Genomic DNA, 13,120 nt, shown 5'->3' with positions numbered 1-13,120 from the left:
TCGGCGTAGTGGGCGAGCTTCCCGGGGCTCGGGTGCACGGCGTACGGCACCACCTGGAGCTCCTTCGGGTCCCGGCCGGGGCGCTCCCGTGCGTCCGGGCCCCTCCGGGACACCGCGCCGACCGCTCCCCGCCCACCCCGGGACCACTCCGGGACAACTCGGGACTTTCGACCCTGGCGTGATCCTCGCCACACTGCCCGGCGTTTCGCCCCGGATGTGGTGTTGAGTGGCACCGCACGACCCGTTTGCGCTCGCACCCGCCCGCGCTCGTCCTTGGGAGGCCGCGTGTTCCCCTCCGTCTCGCTCGCTCAGGAAATCGGCCTGGCCGTCCTGCTGGTGGCGGCCCTGGTCTGGGTGATCGGTCTGGGCCACATGCTCTGGGACAGCCGCTTCCACCACCCGGAACCGGGTGCCTACGAGGGCCTGGCGGCGATCCCCGGACAGCGCGGCGCGGCCGGCCACCCCATGGAGAGCGTGCAGCTGACCGAGGAGGAGGAGCGGGCCTTCGCCGGTCTCGTCCGGTCCCTCCCGCAGAACTGACCTGCCGGCCTTCGCGAACGCACCCGGCGGGAATCCGAGCCGATGACCGATGGCGACGCCCCCGGGGGCCCCGTGCCCCGGCCCCGCCCGGTCCCGGCGCTGCCCGCCCTGCCCGCCGGTGAGCGCGGCACCCCCGCCGACGTGGCCCTGGGCCGACTGCGCCTGCTGGCCGCGGCCCGCTCCGCGGAATCCGTCGCATGCGGTGAATCCGGGGGATCCGGTGAATCCGGTGAATCCGGTGAATCCGGGGAGTCTTCGTCGGGGTGCCCGGAGGAGCTGGTGGAGGCCGCCCTCGACGCGATGCTCGTCGGCCTCGACTCCCCCGCCCTGTGGCGACTGGCCGCGGGCCACGCCGATCCGTGGGGGCTGTTCGGGACGGTGGTGCGGGAGCTGGACCTGCTGCCGGTGACCCCGGCCCAGCGGGAGGCCGCCCTGGCCTCGGCCCTGCGCTGGTACGGGGAGCTGGTGGCCACCCGCCGGATCGGGCTGCGGGAGGGCCTGAGGCTGATCGGCGGCGGGCCGGTGCCCGGGGGCTCCGTGGGCGATCCGGAAGTGGAGCTGTTCCGCCGGTTCCGCCGCAGTTGCCTGGACGGGCCCGGGGGGCCGGTCCCGCCCGCCCCCGCCGACCGCGCCGCCCTCCTGGCCGCCGCCCACCGCCTCGCCACCCGCCCCACCCCCTGAGCCCACCGCGCCCGCGCCCGTGCCCGGGAACGACGACACCCCCCGCGGCCGGGGCCGGGAGGGGTGTCGTGCGGGGCCGGTCCGGTGGAACGGGCCCGGCGGTGGGGTCAGTTGTGGCTGTGCAGGACCTCGTTCAGGCCGCCCCAGACCGCGTTGTTCGGGCGGGCCTCGACGGCGCCGGTGGTGGAGTTGCGGCGGAACAGGATGTTGCTCGCGCCGGACAGCTCCAGGGCCTTGACGATCTGGCCGTCGGGCAGGGTGATCCGGGTGCCGGCGGTGACGTACAGGCCGGCCTCGACGATGCACTCGTCACCGAGGGCGATGCCGATGCCGGACTCGGCGCCGAGCAGGCAGCGCTCGCCGATCGAGATGATCTGCTTGCCGCCGCCGGAGAGGGTGCCCATGGTGGAGGCGCCGCCGCCGATGTCGGAGCCGTCGCCGACGACGACGCCCGCGGAGATCCGGCCCTCGACCATGGAAGTGCCGAGGGTGCCCGCGTTGAAGTTGACGAAGCCCTCGTGCATGACCGTGGTGCCCTCGGCCAGGTGGGCGCCGAGGCGGACCCGGTCGGCGTCGGCGATCCGGACGCCCTTGGGGGCGACGTAGTCGGTCATCCGCGGGAACTTGTCGATCGAGGTGACCTGGAGGTGCAGGCCCTCGGCGCGGGCGTTGAGGCGGACGGTCTCGACCTGGTCCACGGCGACCGGGCCCAGCGAGGTCCAGGCCACGTTCGCGAGGAGGCCGAACACCCCGTCGAGGTTCTGGCCGTGCGGCTTGACCAGCCGGTGGCTGAGCAGGTGCAGGCGCAGGTAGGCGTCGTGGGCGTCCAGCGGCTTGTCGTCCAGGGAGGCGATCACGGTGCGGACCGCGACGACCTCGACGCCGCGGACGGCGTCGGTGCGGACGGCCTTGGCCGCGCCCGCGCCGAGGAGTTCCACGGCCTGCTCGGCGGTGAGGCGCTCGGTGCCCGCCGGGCCCGGCTCCGCGGTCAGCTCGGGGGCCGGGAACCAGGTGTCGAGGACGGTGCCGTCGGAGGTGAGGGTGGCAAGTCCGGCGGCGACGGCGCCGGTGGTACGCGTAGTCATGCCCGAAACCTAACCGGCGAGGGCCTTCGTGGGCGAACCGGTCTCACGGGCCGGTCCCGCCGCCCGCCGGGGCGGCCGTGCCGCCGGCGGGGACCCGGTGAGCAGCACGGCCGCCCCGGCCCCGGCCGCGAGCAGGGCGCACGCCGGCCACAGCAGTCCGGGGGCCGCCCCGTAGAGGGCGCCGCCCAGGGGCGGTCCGAGGACGACCCCGCTGACGGACACCCCGGCGTACAGGCTCTGGAAGCGGCCCACGGCGTGCGCGGGGGACTCGTCGGCCACGTACGCGGTGGCGGTGGTCTTGTAGAGGATCTCGCCGAGGGAGAGCAGCACCATCATCAGGACCGCGGGGAGGACCCCGCCGCCCAGCAGCAGGGCGGCGTACCCCGCGCCGACCAGGACCAGTCCCGTGCCGATGACCCGGAGCGCCGGGTGCCGGCGCAGGGCGAGGGCCAGGGGCAGTTCGAGGAGCAGGATCACCCCGCCGTTGACGGCGACGAGGAGGCCGTAGGCCCGGGTGCCCAGGCCCTGTTCGGCGAGGTGGACGGGGAGCGTGTAGTACTGCTGCCGGTAGACCACGTCGGTGATCAGGATCGCGGCGAAGAGGACGAGCAGGGCGGGCCGGGCCCGCAGTTCGCGGAGGATGCCGCGGCCCCGACCCCCGTCCGGGGCCGCGGCCCGCCGCGCCGCCGCCCGGGCCGGGACGACCCGGGCGGTCCAGACGGCGAGGAACAGGGTGCCGATGCCGTCCGCGACGAAGATCCAGTCGTAGGAGACGGCCGTGGCGAGGAGGGCCCCGAGCGGAGGGCCGAGGGTGAAGCCGCCGTTGGCCGCGCAGCGGATCACCGCGTAGGACTGGCGGCGGGCCCCCTCCGGGACCATCACCGCGATCAGGGCGGAGTTCGCGGCGCGGACACCCCGGCGGCGTACTGCACGAGCGGGAGGGCGAGCCAGAGGAGCGGGGTCGGGAGCAGCGGGAGCGTCAGCATCAGAGTGCCGCCGGCGGCCGAGGCGATCAGCAGCACCCGGCGGTGGCCGTGGCGGTCCCCGAACCAGCCGCCGGTGAAGTTGCCCGCGACCAGACCCACGCCACCGACGCCGGTGAGGAGTCCGGCGGCGGCGGCGCCCAGGCCGCGCGGCCCGGTGAGGTACACGAAGACGAAGACGAAGGTGAAGCCGACCACCGCGCCGACGAAGGTGCCGGCGGCGAGGAGCCGGACCGGTCGGGGCACCTCCCGCAGGCCCTGGAGGGGGCCGCCCGTCCCGGTCTCCGCCGGACCCCCGTCCGCGGGCTCCGCTCCCCCGCCGCCCGCGGCTCCACCCGCCGGTCGCGCCGGTCCCGCCGCCCCGCCCGTCGCGCCCCGCGCGCCGTCCCCCGTCATGCCGCCCCCGCACCGAGTCAGTTCCTTTTGGGAACTCACTATGTCAGCATGGCAGCCTCGGGACAACACCCTCCACCCCCTCCCCCTCGTACGACCTCCCGCGAACGGAGCCCCGATGGCCCAGCGCACGAGCCTGGGCGACGCCGACTGCGCCATCGCGCAGGCGCTGGACGTCGTCGGCGACTGGTGGACCCTCCTCGTGGTCCGGGACGCGGCCCGCGGACTGAGCCGCTTCGAGGAGTTCCAGAGGGAGTTGGGCCTCTCCCGGAAGGTGCTGGCCGAGCGGCTGCGGATGCTGGTGGACGCCGGGGTGCTCAGCCGCGAGCCGTACCAGGAGCGGCCGGTGCGGCACGCGTACCGGCTCACCCCGCGGGGCCGCGCCCTGCTGCCCGTGCTGGTGGCCCTCCAGGACTGGGGCGACACCTGGGTCCTCGGCGAGGGCGAGACCTCCGCGACCGCCGACTCCGCCTCCCGCGAGGCGGGTCGGGTGCACGGGCTGCGCGGGACCCGGCTGCCGGAGCTGCTGCTGCCCGGCACGGACGGGACGGTCGTCGATCCGGTGTCGGCGGAGCTGCCGTACACCGTCCTGTACTGCTTCCCCGGGGCCTACGCCCGCGCCGAGTCCTACCCGCCCGGCTGGGCCGCGCTCCCGGGGGCCCGGGGCTGCACCCTGGAGTCCTGCGGGTACCGGGACCGGTTGGCGGAGTTCACCGCCGCGGGGGCCGCGGTGGTCGGGGTGTCCACCCAGCGGCCGGACGAGCAGCGGGAGTTCGCGGCCGCCGAGGGGTTGGGCTTCCCGCTCCTCTCCGACGCGGAGCAGGCCCTGACCGCGGCCCTGCGGCTGCCGACCTTCCGGGCGGCGGGGGTGAGCCGCCTGAAGCGACTGACCCTCGTACTGGACCGGGACCGCCTGGTCCGCGAGGTCCTCTACCCGATCCCCGACATCCCCGGCTCCCTCACGGCCGCCCTCGAAGCGGTCCGCGCGGCGACCGAGCGGGACCGGCGGACGGCCGCCGAGGCTCCGGAAGCCGGCCGCGCCCCGGGCGGTGACGGCACCGACCCCGGGGCCTGAGCCTCAGCCCCGGGGCAGCAGCCGCGCCAGCGCCTGACGCGCGTCCTCCTCCTCGTACGGGGCCCCCGTCAGCAGCACCCGGAGGCAGATCCCGTCCATGGCCGCCACGAGGGCGCGGGCGGTGCGCGGGTCGGTGCGCTCGGCGAGGGCGGCGGTGACGGCCCCGTACCATTCGGCGGCCACCGGGCGCAGGGCCGGTCGGCGCAGGGCCGCGAGGTAGAGCTCGTACTCCAGCTCCACCCCGGCCCGGTCTCCGGACAGCCACTCCCCCAGCAGCCGGGCAAGTCCGGCGGCCAGGTCCTCGTCGGGGGGCGGCGGTCCGGTGGTGCGGGCGGAGAAGACGGCGCGTGCCGCGTGGGACTCGTCGGCCCGGCGCAGGGCTGCCACGAGCAGGTCGTCCAGGGTGGCGAAGTGGTAGGTGGTGGAACCGAGCGGCACGTCGGCCGCCGCGGCGGCGGTGCGGTGGGTCAGCCCCGCGATCCCGCGCTCCCGGACGACGCGAAGGGCGGCGTCGATGATCCGGTCCCGGCGGTCGGGGTCGTGGCGGCGGTTGGACCCGGGCATCAGTGGGAGCCGCCCAGGTTCAGCAGGACCACCCCGGCGATGACCAGCACGATCCCGGCGAGTTTGGCCGCGGAGGCGGTCTCGCCGAGGAAGAGCATGCCGATGGCCGCGATGGCGGCGGTGCCGACCCCGGCCCAGATCGCGTAGGCGGTGCCCACCTCCATGGACTTGAGGGTCTGCGCGAGCAGCGTGAAGGCCACCAGGTAGCCGAGGACCACGCCGAGGGAGGGCCACAGCCGGGTGAAGCCCTCGCTGAACTTCATGGCGGTGGTGCCGGCGACTTCCGCGACGATGGCCGCGGCGAGCAGGAGGTAGGGCATGTGTACCAGCGTACACATCGTTGTGTACCCGCGTACACAACGGTGTTCGCGCAGGCGGGTGCCACTTTGCCGGAGCGTCGGGTTACCGTGGCGGGGGCCTCGACGGCCCCCAGGGGACGGAACGGCACGGAGCGGACGATGACGCAGCACACGGGGTGGGGACCACAGCCATGGGGCGGCGGCTGGATGCCGCCCCCGCCGCCGCAGCCGGGGGTCGTGCCCCTGCGGCCGCTGACCCTCGGCGACGTGATCGGCGGCTCCTTCTCCGCCTTCGGCCGCTACTGGAAGCCGCTGCTCGGCGTGGCCCTGGCCTTCCAGGGCCTGATCACGGCCGTCACGGCGCTGCTCGCCGGCCTGGGCTACGCCTTCGTGCACCAGGACGTCAGCGCCTTGGTCTCGCTCCCGGAGGGCTCCGAGGTCCCCGAGCGGCACCTGGCCCCGATCCTGGCCTGGAGCATCCCGCTGGGGATCTTCGTCCTCGTGACGGAGTTCCTCTGCATGCTGCTCATCGCCACCGCCGCCACGGCGGTGGTCCAGGAGGCGGTCACCGGCCGCCCGCTGACCTTCGGCGCGCTCTGGCGCCGCTCCTGGTCCCGCCTCCCCTCCGTCCTGGGCACGTACCTGCTCACGATGCTGGTCGTCGCGGTGCCGCTGCTCCCCGGCCTGGCCGTGCTGGTGGCCGCGATCGCGGCGGAGTCCTCGACCGGCAGCGGCCGGGACCTGGTCCTGCTGGCCCCGCTGCTCTTCCTCGCCGCGCTGCCCGCGTGCGTCTGGATCGGCGTCCGCCTGCTGCTCGCCCCCGCGGTCGCCGTCTGCGAGAACCTCGGCCCGGTCCGCGCGCTGCGCCGGTCCGCGCACCTGGTCCGCGGGGACTGGTGGCGGACCTTCGGCATCGCCCTGGTCGGCGGCCTCATCGCCGGGGCCGTCGGGTACGTCATCCAGATGCCCTTCGCCATCGCCGGGGTCCTCAGCCTGATCCCGACCAGCCTGAGCGCCGAAGCCGACGGCGGCTCCGTCCTGGGCCTGGTCATCGGGATGTTCGTGTACGCGGCCTTCCTGCTGGTCGGCATGGTGGTGAGCCAGATCTTCCAGATCGGCTACATGCAGCTGGTCACGGGCCTGCTCTACGTGGACCAGCGGCTGCGCCGGGAGGACCTGGCCTCGGCCCTGCTCCCCGGGTACGTGCCGCCCGCTCCCCCCGCGTACGGGCCCCCGCCTGGCGCCGTCTACGCTCCCCCGCCGGGCCCGGGCGCCCCCTACGGTCCGCCGCCCGGTACGGGCGCACCGGCGGTCCCGGCCGATCCGCGGGACGCGGCCGTGCCGCGACCCGCGGCCGCCCCGGTGGACCTGGGCAAGGACCCCGCCGGCCCGTCCGGCCCGCCCGTCCCCTCCGGACCCCAGGACCCCGCCGGCCCGCCCGCGGGCTGAGACCGCGCCGGCCCCGGCCCGGACCCCCGAGGGTCGGGGCGTCCGGTCGGGGCCGCGGCGCGGTCAGGACCCCAGGGTGAACCAGGCCGCGCGGGACTTCTTGAACTCCGGCCGCGCCAGGTCCTTGGCCTCCGTGCCGTCCCCGTACAGGTCCGCCGATCCGTTGTCCGTGACCAGCTGCACGCGTGCGCCCGGCTGCGTCAGGTCAGGGACGTCGACCACGGCCTCCCAGCCGCCCGGGTCGGTGGTCGGCAGGTCGGCCCGCTTCACCGGGGCGTGCCCCGGGACCCCGTCCCAGGAGTAGAGCGCGTAGGGGTCGCTGTTGTCGTCGGCGGCCCAGGAGCCGGCGAGCACCAGGTACTGCCCGGCGTCGTTGCGGCGGAGGTCCCGGACGGACAGCCCGCCGAGGTCCAGCTCCACCGCGGTGCCGAACACCGGCTTCGCCCCGGCGGCGAGCACCCGGTCGATGTTGGTGACCGGCACCAGCAGCGCCTTGCCGCCCGGGACGGCGGGCGCGAGGGGGGCCCGGAAGCCCAGGTAGGCGGTGGTGGTGGAACCGGGGGCGAACTCCAGACCCTCCACGTTGAACCCGTCGATCTGCTTGGGCACCTGGCCGGCCGCGGTGGCGGCGGCGAAGCCGTACCGGTTCGCGTGGGCCTCGTCCCAGGCGACCAGGTCCTCCCGGAGCTTCTTGTAGGCGCCGCCGAAGCTCAGCTGGGCGGAGGCCCCGGAACCGGTCACCTTCGTGGTGAAGACGGTGTTGCGGGGGGCCTTGTACTCGCCGTCCTTGTTGTTCCCCAGGGAGCCGGTCCAGTAGATCGTGTCGCCGACCCGGGCCGCGCCCTCGATGTCCACCTCCTTGCTCACCCCGAGCTGGGAGCCGAAGTCCCAGGTGCGCACGGGGGCACCGGAGCGGGACCGGTCGTACAGCCGCAGCACGTTGGACTCGTCGTCCGCGACCACCGCGAAACCGCCGCCCAGGTCCACGGCGGCGGAGGCGTCGGAGGAGCCGGTCAGGTAGCGGGTCCCGGCCGGGTCCCGCACGGCCCCGGAGGCCGCGTAGGAGAGGGTCTTCGTCGCGCTCTTGCCGCCGAGCCCGGCCACCTTCACGGTCAGGGTGGTGTACCCCTTGCCGCGGGCGGCGACCGCGAGCCGGCGGACCGCCCCGGCACCGGTGACGGTCACGTCCCCGGTGCCGGCCACGGAGCTCTTGCTGCTCGCCGTCACGGAGACGGTGAGCGCGGAGGCGTCGGCCCCGCTCTGCGCCACGGTCACGTCCACCACCGGGTCCCCCACGGCGCCCACGGCCCCGCTCAGGTACCCCGCCGACAGCGAGAGCGTCGGAGTGCCGTACGAGGCCGCCCGCGCCGGGACCAGCGCCGCCGTGGTGGCCAGCGCGGCGGCACCCGCCACCAGGGCGGTCCGCCGGGTGATCTGTGACATGTGAAGCTGCACGGTGAAGCCTTTCTCGCATCCGCATGACGTCCTGACGCCGAGGAGCAGGCTCCGGTCCGCGGACGAACGGCCGGGGGCCACCACGGGTACGCCGGGCGAACAGGACACGCCGAAGGCCCCCGGCAGCGGATGCCGGGGGCCTTCGGGTGGGACGGGCGGGCCTCAGACGTTGAAGCCCAGGGCGCGGAGCTGCTCGCGGCCGTCGTCGGTGATCTTGTCGGGACCCCACGGGGGCATCCAGACCCAGTTGATCCGGAGCTCGTTGACGATGCCCTCGGTGGCGGACTTCGCCTGGTCCTCGATGACGTCCGTCAGCGGGCAGGCCGCCGAGGTCAGGGTCATGTCGAGGGTGGCGATGTTGGCGTCGTCGATGTGGATGCCGTAGATCAGGCCCAGGTTGACCACGTCGATGCCCAGCTCGGGGTCGACCACGTCGTAGAGGGCCTCGCGGACCTCCTCCTCGCTGGCGGGCTTGAGCCCGGCCTGCGGGGCCGCGGCCTCGACCGCGGCCGGCGTCTCCGCGGCGGCGGCCTCGGCGGACTCGGCCACCGGCGCCTCGGGCGTTGCGTTCTCGGTCATGCGGTCTTCCTCTCCGCGTCGCCCATCACCTGGGCGGTCGCGTCCTTCCAGGCCATCCAGCTGAGGAGGGCGCACTTGACGCGGGCCGGGTACTTGGAGACGCCGGCGAAGGCCACGGCGTCCTCCAGCACCTCTTCCATCGCCTCGTCCGGTTCGATCTTGCCCTTGGACTGCATCAGCTCCAGGAACGCCTCCTGGATCTTCTGCGCCTCGGCGAGCTCCTTGCCGACCATGATCTCGTTCAGCACGGAAGCGCTGGCCTGGCTGATGGAGCAGCCCTGGCCCTCGTACGAGACGTCCGTGAGCGTGTCGCCCTCGTACTTCACGCGCAGCGTGATCTCGTCGCCGCACGTCGGGTTGACGTGGTGCACCTCGGCGTCGCCCTCGCGCAGGCCACGGCCGTGGGGGTGCTTGTAGTGGTCCAGGATCAGTTCCTGGTACATCGAATCCAGCTTCACAGCGGCCCTCGTCGCCCTCTTATCCGAAGAAGTTCCGTACGTGCTCCAGCCCGTCGACGAGTGCGTCGACCTCGGCCGGAGAGGAGTACAGATAGAACGACGCCCGGGTGGTCGCGGGAATTCCGTAGCGGAGGCAGACCGGGCGCGCGCAGTGGTGTCCCACGCGGACCGCGATGCCCTGCTCGTCGAGGACCTGGCCCACGTCGTGGGGGTGGATGTCGCCCAGCACGAAGGAGAGCGCCGCGCCCCGGTCCTCGGCCGTGGTGGGGCCGATGATCCGCAGGTCGGGGACCTCCTGGAGCCGCTTGAGGGCGTACTCCGTGATCGCGTGCTCGTGGGCGGCGATCTTCTCCATGCCGATCGAGGTGAGGTAGTCCACGGCCGCGCCGAGGCCGACGGCCTGGGCGATCGGGGGCGTACCGGCCTCGAACTTGTGGGGCGCCGGGGCGTAGGTGGAGGAGTGCATCGAGACGGTCTCGATCATCTCGCCGCCACCGAGGAAGGGCGGCAGGTCCTCCAGGAGCTCCTGCCGTCCCCACAGGACGCCGATGCCGGTCGGGCCGCACATCTTGTGGCCGGTGAAGGCCACGAAGTCGGCGCCGAGGGCCTGCACGTCCAGCGGCATGTGCGGGGCGGCCTGGGAAGCGTCGATCAGGACCAGCGCGCCGACCTCCTGGGCGCGGCGCACGATGGTCTCGACCGGGTTGACGGTGCCGAGCAGGTTGGAGACCAGCGCGAAGGAGACGATCTTCGTCTTCTCGGTGATGACCTCTTCGATGTTCGACAGGTCCAGGCGGCCGTCGTCGGTGAGACCGAACCACTTCAGCTTCGCGCCGGTGCGCTGCGAGAGCAGCTGCCACGGCACGATGTTGGAGTGGTGCTCCATCTCGGTGATGGCGATCTCGGTCTCGTGGTCCACGCGGTAGGGCTCGTCGGCCCAGCCCAGCATGTTGGCGACCAGGTTGAGCGACTCCGAGGCGTTCTTGGTGAAGATCACCTCGTCGCGGCTCGGCGCGTTGATGAAGGCGGCCACCTTGTCGCGGGCGCCCTCGTACAGTGCCGTGGCCTCCTCGGCGACCAGGTACACGCCGCGGTGCACGTTGGCGTTGTGCCGCTCGTAGTACTCGTTCAGCGCGTCGAGGACCTGGCGGGGCTTCTGCGAGGTCGCCGCGGAATCCAGGTAAACGATCTTCTTCCCGTCGTGGACCACACGATCCAGCAGGGGGAAGTCCTTGCGGATCGCCTCGATGTCGAGGAGGCCAGGCAGCTGCGTCACGCGGTCGTGCCACCCTTCACGTACTTGTCGTAGCCCTCGGCCTCGAGCTGGTCGGCGAGCTCGGCGCCGCCGGACTCGGCGATGCGGCCGTTCGCGAACACGTGCACGAAGTCGGGCTTGATGTAGCGCAGGATGCGCGTGTAGTGGGTGATCAGCAGGGTCCCGACCTCACCGGTCTCGCGGACGCGGTTGACGCCCTCGGAGACGATGCGCAGGGCGTCGACGTCGAGGCCGGAGTCGGTCTCGTCGAGGATCGCGATCTTCGGCTTGAGGAGCTCCAGCTGGAGGATCTCGTGGCGCTTCTTCTCACCGCCGGAGAAGCCCTCGTTGACGTTGCGCTCGGCGAAGGAGGGGTCCATGGACAGCCGCTCCATGGCCTCCTTGACCTCCTTGACCCAGGTGCGCAGCTTGGGGGCCTCGCCGCGGACGGCGGTGGCGGAGGTGCGCAGGAAGTTGGAGACCGAGACGCCGGGGACCTCGACCGGGTACTGCATGGCGAGGAAGACGCCGGCGCGGGCGCGCTCGTCGACCTCCATCTCCAGCACGTCCTCGCCGTCCAGGGTCACGGTGCCACCGGTGATGGTGTACTTCGGGTGCCCGGCCAGGGAGTAGGCGAGGGTGGACTTGCCCGAGCCGTTGGGGCCCATGATGGCGTGCGTCTCGCCCTGCTTGACGGTGAGGTCGACGCCCTTGAGGATCTCGCGGGAGCCGCTCTCCGTCTCGACGGAGACGCGCAGGTCGTTGATTTCAAGCGTAGCCATGGGTGCCTCAGGACTCCTGGGTGAGGGAGGCGCTGACGTCCACGAGAACGCTGCCTCCTTCGATCTTTACGGGGTAAACGGGGACGGGGCGCGTGGCCGGCAGGCCGGAGGGCTTGCCGGTGCGCAGGTCGAAGGCGGAGCCGTGCAGCCAGCACTCGATCTGGCAGTCCTCGACCTCGCCCTCCGAGAGGGAGACGTTCGCGTGCGAGCAGATGTCGTGGATCGCGAACACCTCTCCCTCGGTGGAGACGAGGGACACCGGCGTGCCGTCGATCTCCACCCGCTTGGGGGTGTCCTCGCCCAGCTCGCTCAGCTCGCATGCCTTCAGGTACGTCATCAGACGGACGCTTCCAGCTCGGCCTCGATCTTGGCGATCAGCCGCTCTTCGATGTCGTCCACGCCGATCTGCTGGACGAGCTCGGCGAAGAAGCCGCGGACGACCAGGCGACGGGCCTCGTCGGCCGGGATGCCGCGGGAGCGGAGGTAGAACAGCTGCTCGTCGTCGAAGCGGCCGGTGGCGGAGGCGTGGCCGGCGCCGACGATCTCGCCGGTCTCGATCTCCAGGTTGGGGACCGAGTCGACCCGCGCGCCGTCGGTGAGGACGAGGTTGCGGTTCATCTCGTAGGTGTCGGTGCCCTCGGCGGTCTTCTCGATGAGGACGTCACCGATCCACACGGCGTGGGCGGCGTCGCCCTGGAGCGCGCCCTTGTAGACCACGTTGGACTTGCAGTGCGGGGCGTCGTGGGTGACCAGGAGGCGGTGCTCCTGGTGCTGCCCGGCGTCGGTGAAGTACACGCCGAGGAGCTCCGCCTCGCCGCCGGGGCCGGCGTAGCTGACCCGGGGGTGGAGGCGGACCAGGTCGCCGCCAAAGGTGACCACGACGGACTTGAAGGTGGCGTCGCGGCCGATGAGCGCGTTGTGCTGGGAGGTGTGGACGGCGGTGTCGTCCCAGTCCTGCACGGACACGAAGGTGACCTTGGCGCCGTCGCCGACGAGGATGTCGACGTTGGCGGCGCGGACGCCGTCGCCGGTGTGGTCGATCACGATGATCGCTTCGGCGAAGGGCTTGATGTCGAAGACGGTGTGGCCGAAGGTCGTGCCGCCCTCGCCGTGCAGGGCGACGCGGATCGGCTCGGCGAGCACGGTCTCCTTGGGCACGGTGACGACCGTGGCCTTGGCGAAGGACGAGAACGCCTGGGCGGCGACCCGGTCCACCGGCGTGCCGGCCTTGCCGATGCGCTCGTCACCGCGGTCCACGGACTCGACGGTGACCTCGTCGGGGGCGTCGATCTGGGCCTTCATGGTGCCGTTGGCGACGGCGGTGCCGTCGTGCAGGCCGCGCAGGCGCTCCAGCGGGGTGAAGCGCCACTCCTCCTCGCGGCCGTGGGGCACGGGGAAGTCGGCCACGTCGAAGGACGGGGGCGCGCTCATCCGGGTGGCGACGGTGGACTCTGCGGCCACCGCGATCGCGCCGGCGGTCGTCGAACCGGCCGGAATGTTCTGAGCCTCAGCCATGGCTGTC

14 protein-coding genes and 2 pseudogenes are annotated in these 13,120 nt (G+C 73.3%); 4 read left to right on the top strand and 12 right to left on the bottom strand.

What is annotated here, in order from left to right; genetic code table 11:
* Positions 1–137: pseudogene (locus ABTZ17_RS36900) on the bottom strand (LLM class F420-dependent oxidoreductase); the annotation flags it as partial.
* Positions 138–285: 148 nt separating this feature from the next.
* Between ABTZ17_RS36900 and ABTZ17_RS14390 the strand changes: the two are divergent.
* Both ABTZ17_RS14390 and ABTZ17_RS14385 read left to right on the top strand, forming a co-directional pair.
* Entirely contained in the window at positions 286–540 is a 255-nt protein-coding gene (locus tag ABTZ17_RS14390; protein WP_352195895.1) for a hypothetical protein, read from the top strand.
* Positions 541–582: 42 nt separating this feature from the next.
* Complete coding sequence (locus ABTZ17_RS14385) at positions 583–1,221, top strand: hypothetical protein (protein WP_352195894.1); 639 nt, start codon at positions 583–585, stop codon at positions 1,219–1,221.
* A 107-nt stretch (positions 1,222–1,328) separates the two neighbouring features.
* Here the strand turns inward: ABTZ17_RS14385 and dapD are convergent, their stop codons facing one another.
* Complete coding sequence (gene dapD, locus ABTZ17_RS14380) at positions 1,329–2,306, bottom strand: 2,3,4,5-tetrahydropyridine-2,6-dicarboxylate N-succinyltransferase (protein ID WP_352195893.1); 978 nt, start codon at positions 2,304–2,306, stop codon at positions 1,329–1,331.
* Positions 2,307–2,315: 9 nt separating this feature from the next.
* A pseudogene (locus ABTZ17_RS14375) lies at positions 2,316–3,544 on the bottom strand (MFS transporter).
* 256 nt (positions 3,545–3,800) lie between these two features.
* On the opposite strand from ABTZ17_RS14375, the gene ABTZ17_RS14370 reads away from it, so the two are divergent.
* On the top strand, positions 3,801–4,757 hold the full coding sequence (locus tag ABTZ17_RS14370; protein ID WP_352195892.1) for a winged helix-turn-helix transcriptional regulator: 957 nt from the start codon (positions 3,801–3,803) through the stop codon (positions 4,755–4,757).
* 3 nt (positions 4,758–4,760) lie between these two features.
* On the opposite strand, the gene ABTZ17_RS14365 is transcribed toward ABTZ17_RS14370, so the two are convergent.
* Both ABTZ17_RS14365 and ABTZ17_RS14360 read right to left on the bottom strand, forming a co-directional pair.
* Complete coding sequence (locus ABTZ17_RS14365) at positions 4,761–5,321, bottom strand: TetR/AcrR family transcriptional regulator (protein ID WP_352195891.1); 561 nt, start codon at positions 5,319–5,321, stop codon at positions 4,761–4,763.
* On the bottom strand, positions 5,321–5,641 hold the full coding sequence (locus tag ABTZ17_RS14360) for a DMT family transporter (RefSeq protein WP_352195890.1): 321 nt from the start codon (positions 5,639–5,641) through the stop codon (positions 5,321–5,323). The genes ABTZ17_RS14365 and ABTZ17_RS14360 overlap by 1 nt, the downstream gene beginning before the upstream one ends.
* Positions 5,642–5,779: 138 nt before the next feature.
* Here ABTZ17_RS14360 and ABTZ17_RS14355 point away from each other — a divergent pair, with 138 nt between their 5' ends.
* Positions 5,780–7,069 carry a DUF8558 domain-containing protein gene (locus ABTZ17_RS14355; protein WP_352195889.1) on the top strand — a complete coding sequence of 430 codons (1,290 nt, stop codon included), beginning with the start codon at positions 5,780–5,782 and terminating at the stop codon, positions 7,067–7,069.
* A gap of 63 nt (positions 7,070–7,132) precedes the next feature.
* On the opposite strand, the gene ABTZ17_RS14350 is transcribed toward ABTZ17_RS14355, so the two are convergent.
* From ABTZ17_RS14350 to sufD, 7 genes are all read right to left on the bottom strand, one after another.
* Positions 7,133–8,512 (bottom strand): hypothetical protein, encoded by a 1,380-nt coding sequence (locus ABTZ17_RS14350; RefSeq protein ID WP_352195888.1) that lies wholly within the window; start codon positions 8,510–8,512, stop codon positions 7,133–7,135.
* A 174-nt stretch (positions 8,513–8,686) separates the two neighbouring features.
* Positions 8,687–9,103, bottom strand: a complete 417-nt coding sequence (locus ABTZ17_RS14345; RefSeq protein ID WP_502994676.1) for a metal-sulfur cluster assembly factor — start codon at positions 9,101–9,103, stop codon at positions 8,687–8,689.
* A complete protein-coding gene (gene sufU / locus ABTZ17_RS14340) occupies positions 9,100–9,561 on the bottom strand; it encodes a Fe-S cluster assembly sulfur transfer protein SufU (protein WP_352195887.1) in 462 nt (153 codons plus the stop codon). Before sufU ends, ABTZ17_RS14345 begins: the two co-directional genes overlap by 4 nt.
* A 19-nt stretch (positions 9,562–9,580) precedes the next feature.
* Positions 9,581–10,837 (bottom strand): cysteine desulfurase, encoded by a 1,257-nt coding sequence (locus tag ABTZ17_RS14335; RefSeq protein WP_352195886.1) that lies wholly within the window; start codon positions 10,835–10,837, stop codon positions 9,581–9,583.
* Positions 10,834–11,598: a Fe-S cluster assembly ATPase SufC gene (sufC, locus tag ABTZ17_RS14330; RefSeq protein ID WP_352195885.1), complete on the bottom strand. Its 765-nt coding sequence runs from the start codon at positions 11,596–11,598 to the stop codon at positions 10,834–10,836. Before sufC ends, ABTZ17_RS14335 begins: the two co-directional genes overlap by 4 nt.
* A gap of 7 nt (positions 11,599–11,605) precedes the next feature.
* Positions 11,606–11,935 (bottom strand): bifunctional 3-phenylpropionate/cinnamic acid dioxygenase ferredoxin subunit, encoded by a 330-nt coding sequence (locus ABTZ17_RS14325; protein ID WP_352195884.1) that lies wholly within the window; start codon positions 11,933–11,935, stop codon positions 11,606–11,608.
* Complete coding sequence (sufD, locus tag ABTZ17_RS14320) at positions 11,935–13,113, bottom strand: Fe-S cluster assembly protein SufD (RefSeq protein WP_352195883.1); 1,179 nt, start codon at positions 13,111–13,113, stop codon at positions 11,935–11,937. The genes ABTZ17_RS14325 and sufD overlap by 1 nt, the downstream gene beginning before the upstream one ends.
* Between the last annotated feature and the right edge of the window lie 7 nt (positions 13,114–13,120).

Source organism: Streptomyces sp. NPDC097619, from assembly GCF_040302735.1.
Lineage (GTDB): Bacteria > Actinomycetota > Actinomycetes > Streptomycetales > Streptomycetaceae > Streptomyces.
The sequence above is the reverse complement of the archived record's forward strand: the minus strand, read 5'-3'. Positions and strand labels throughout refer to the sequence as shown.

Coding starts and splice junctions, on each gene's coding strand:
- ABTZ17_RS14385 (WP_352195894.1), top strand. CDS start 583: ATGACCGATGGCGACGCCCCCGGGGGCCCCGTGCCCCGGCCCCGCCCG.
- dapD (WP_352195893.1), bottom strand. CDS start 2,306: ATGACTACGCGTACCACCGGCGCCGTCGCCGCCGGACTTGCCACCCTC.
- ABTZ17_RS14370 (WP_352195892.1), top strand. CDS start 3,801: ATGGCCCAGCGCACGAGCCTGGGCGACGCCGACTGCGCCATCGCGCAG.
- ABTZ17_RS14365 (WP_352195891.1), bottom strand. CDS start 5,321: ATGCCCGGGTCCAACCGCCGCCACGACCCCGACCGCCGGGACCGGATC.
- ABTZ17_RS14360 (WP_352195890.1), bottom strand. CDS start 5,641: ATGCCCTACCTCCTGCTCGCCGCGGCCATCGTCGCGGAAGTCGCCGGC.
- ABTZ17_RS14355 (WP_352195889.1), top strand. CDS start 5,780: ATGACGCAGCACACGGGGTGGGGACCACAGCCATGGGGCGGCGGCTGG.
- ABTZ17_RS14350 (WP_352195888.1), bottom strand. CDS start 8,512: ATGTCACAGATCACCCGGCGGACCGCCCTGGTGGCGGGTGCCGCCGCG.
- ABTZ17_RS14345 (WP_502994676.1), bottom strand. CDS start 9,103: ATGACCGAGAACGCAACGCCCGAGGCGCCGGTGGCCGAGTCCGCCGAG.
- sufC (WP_352195885.1), bottom strand. CDS start 11,598: ATGGCTACGCTTGAAATCAACGACCTGCGCGTCTCCGTCGAGACGGAG.
- ABTZ17_RS14325 (WP_352195884.1), bottom strand. CDS start 11,935: ATGACGTACCTGAAGGCATGCGAGCTGAGCGAGCTGGGCGAGGACACC.
- sufD (WP_352195883.1), bottom strand. CDS start 13,113: ATGGCTGAGGCTCAGAACATTCCGGCCGGTTCGACGACCGCCGGCGCG.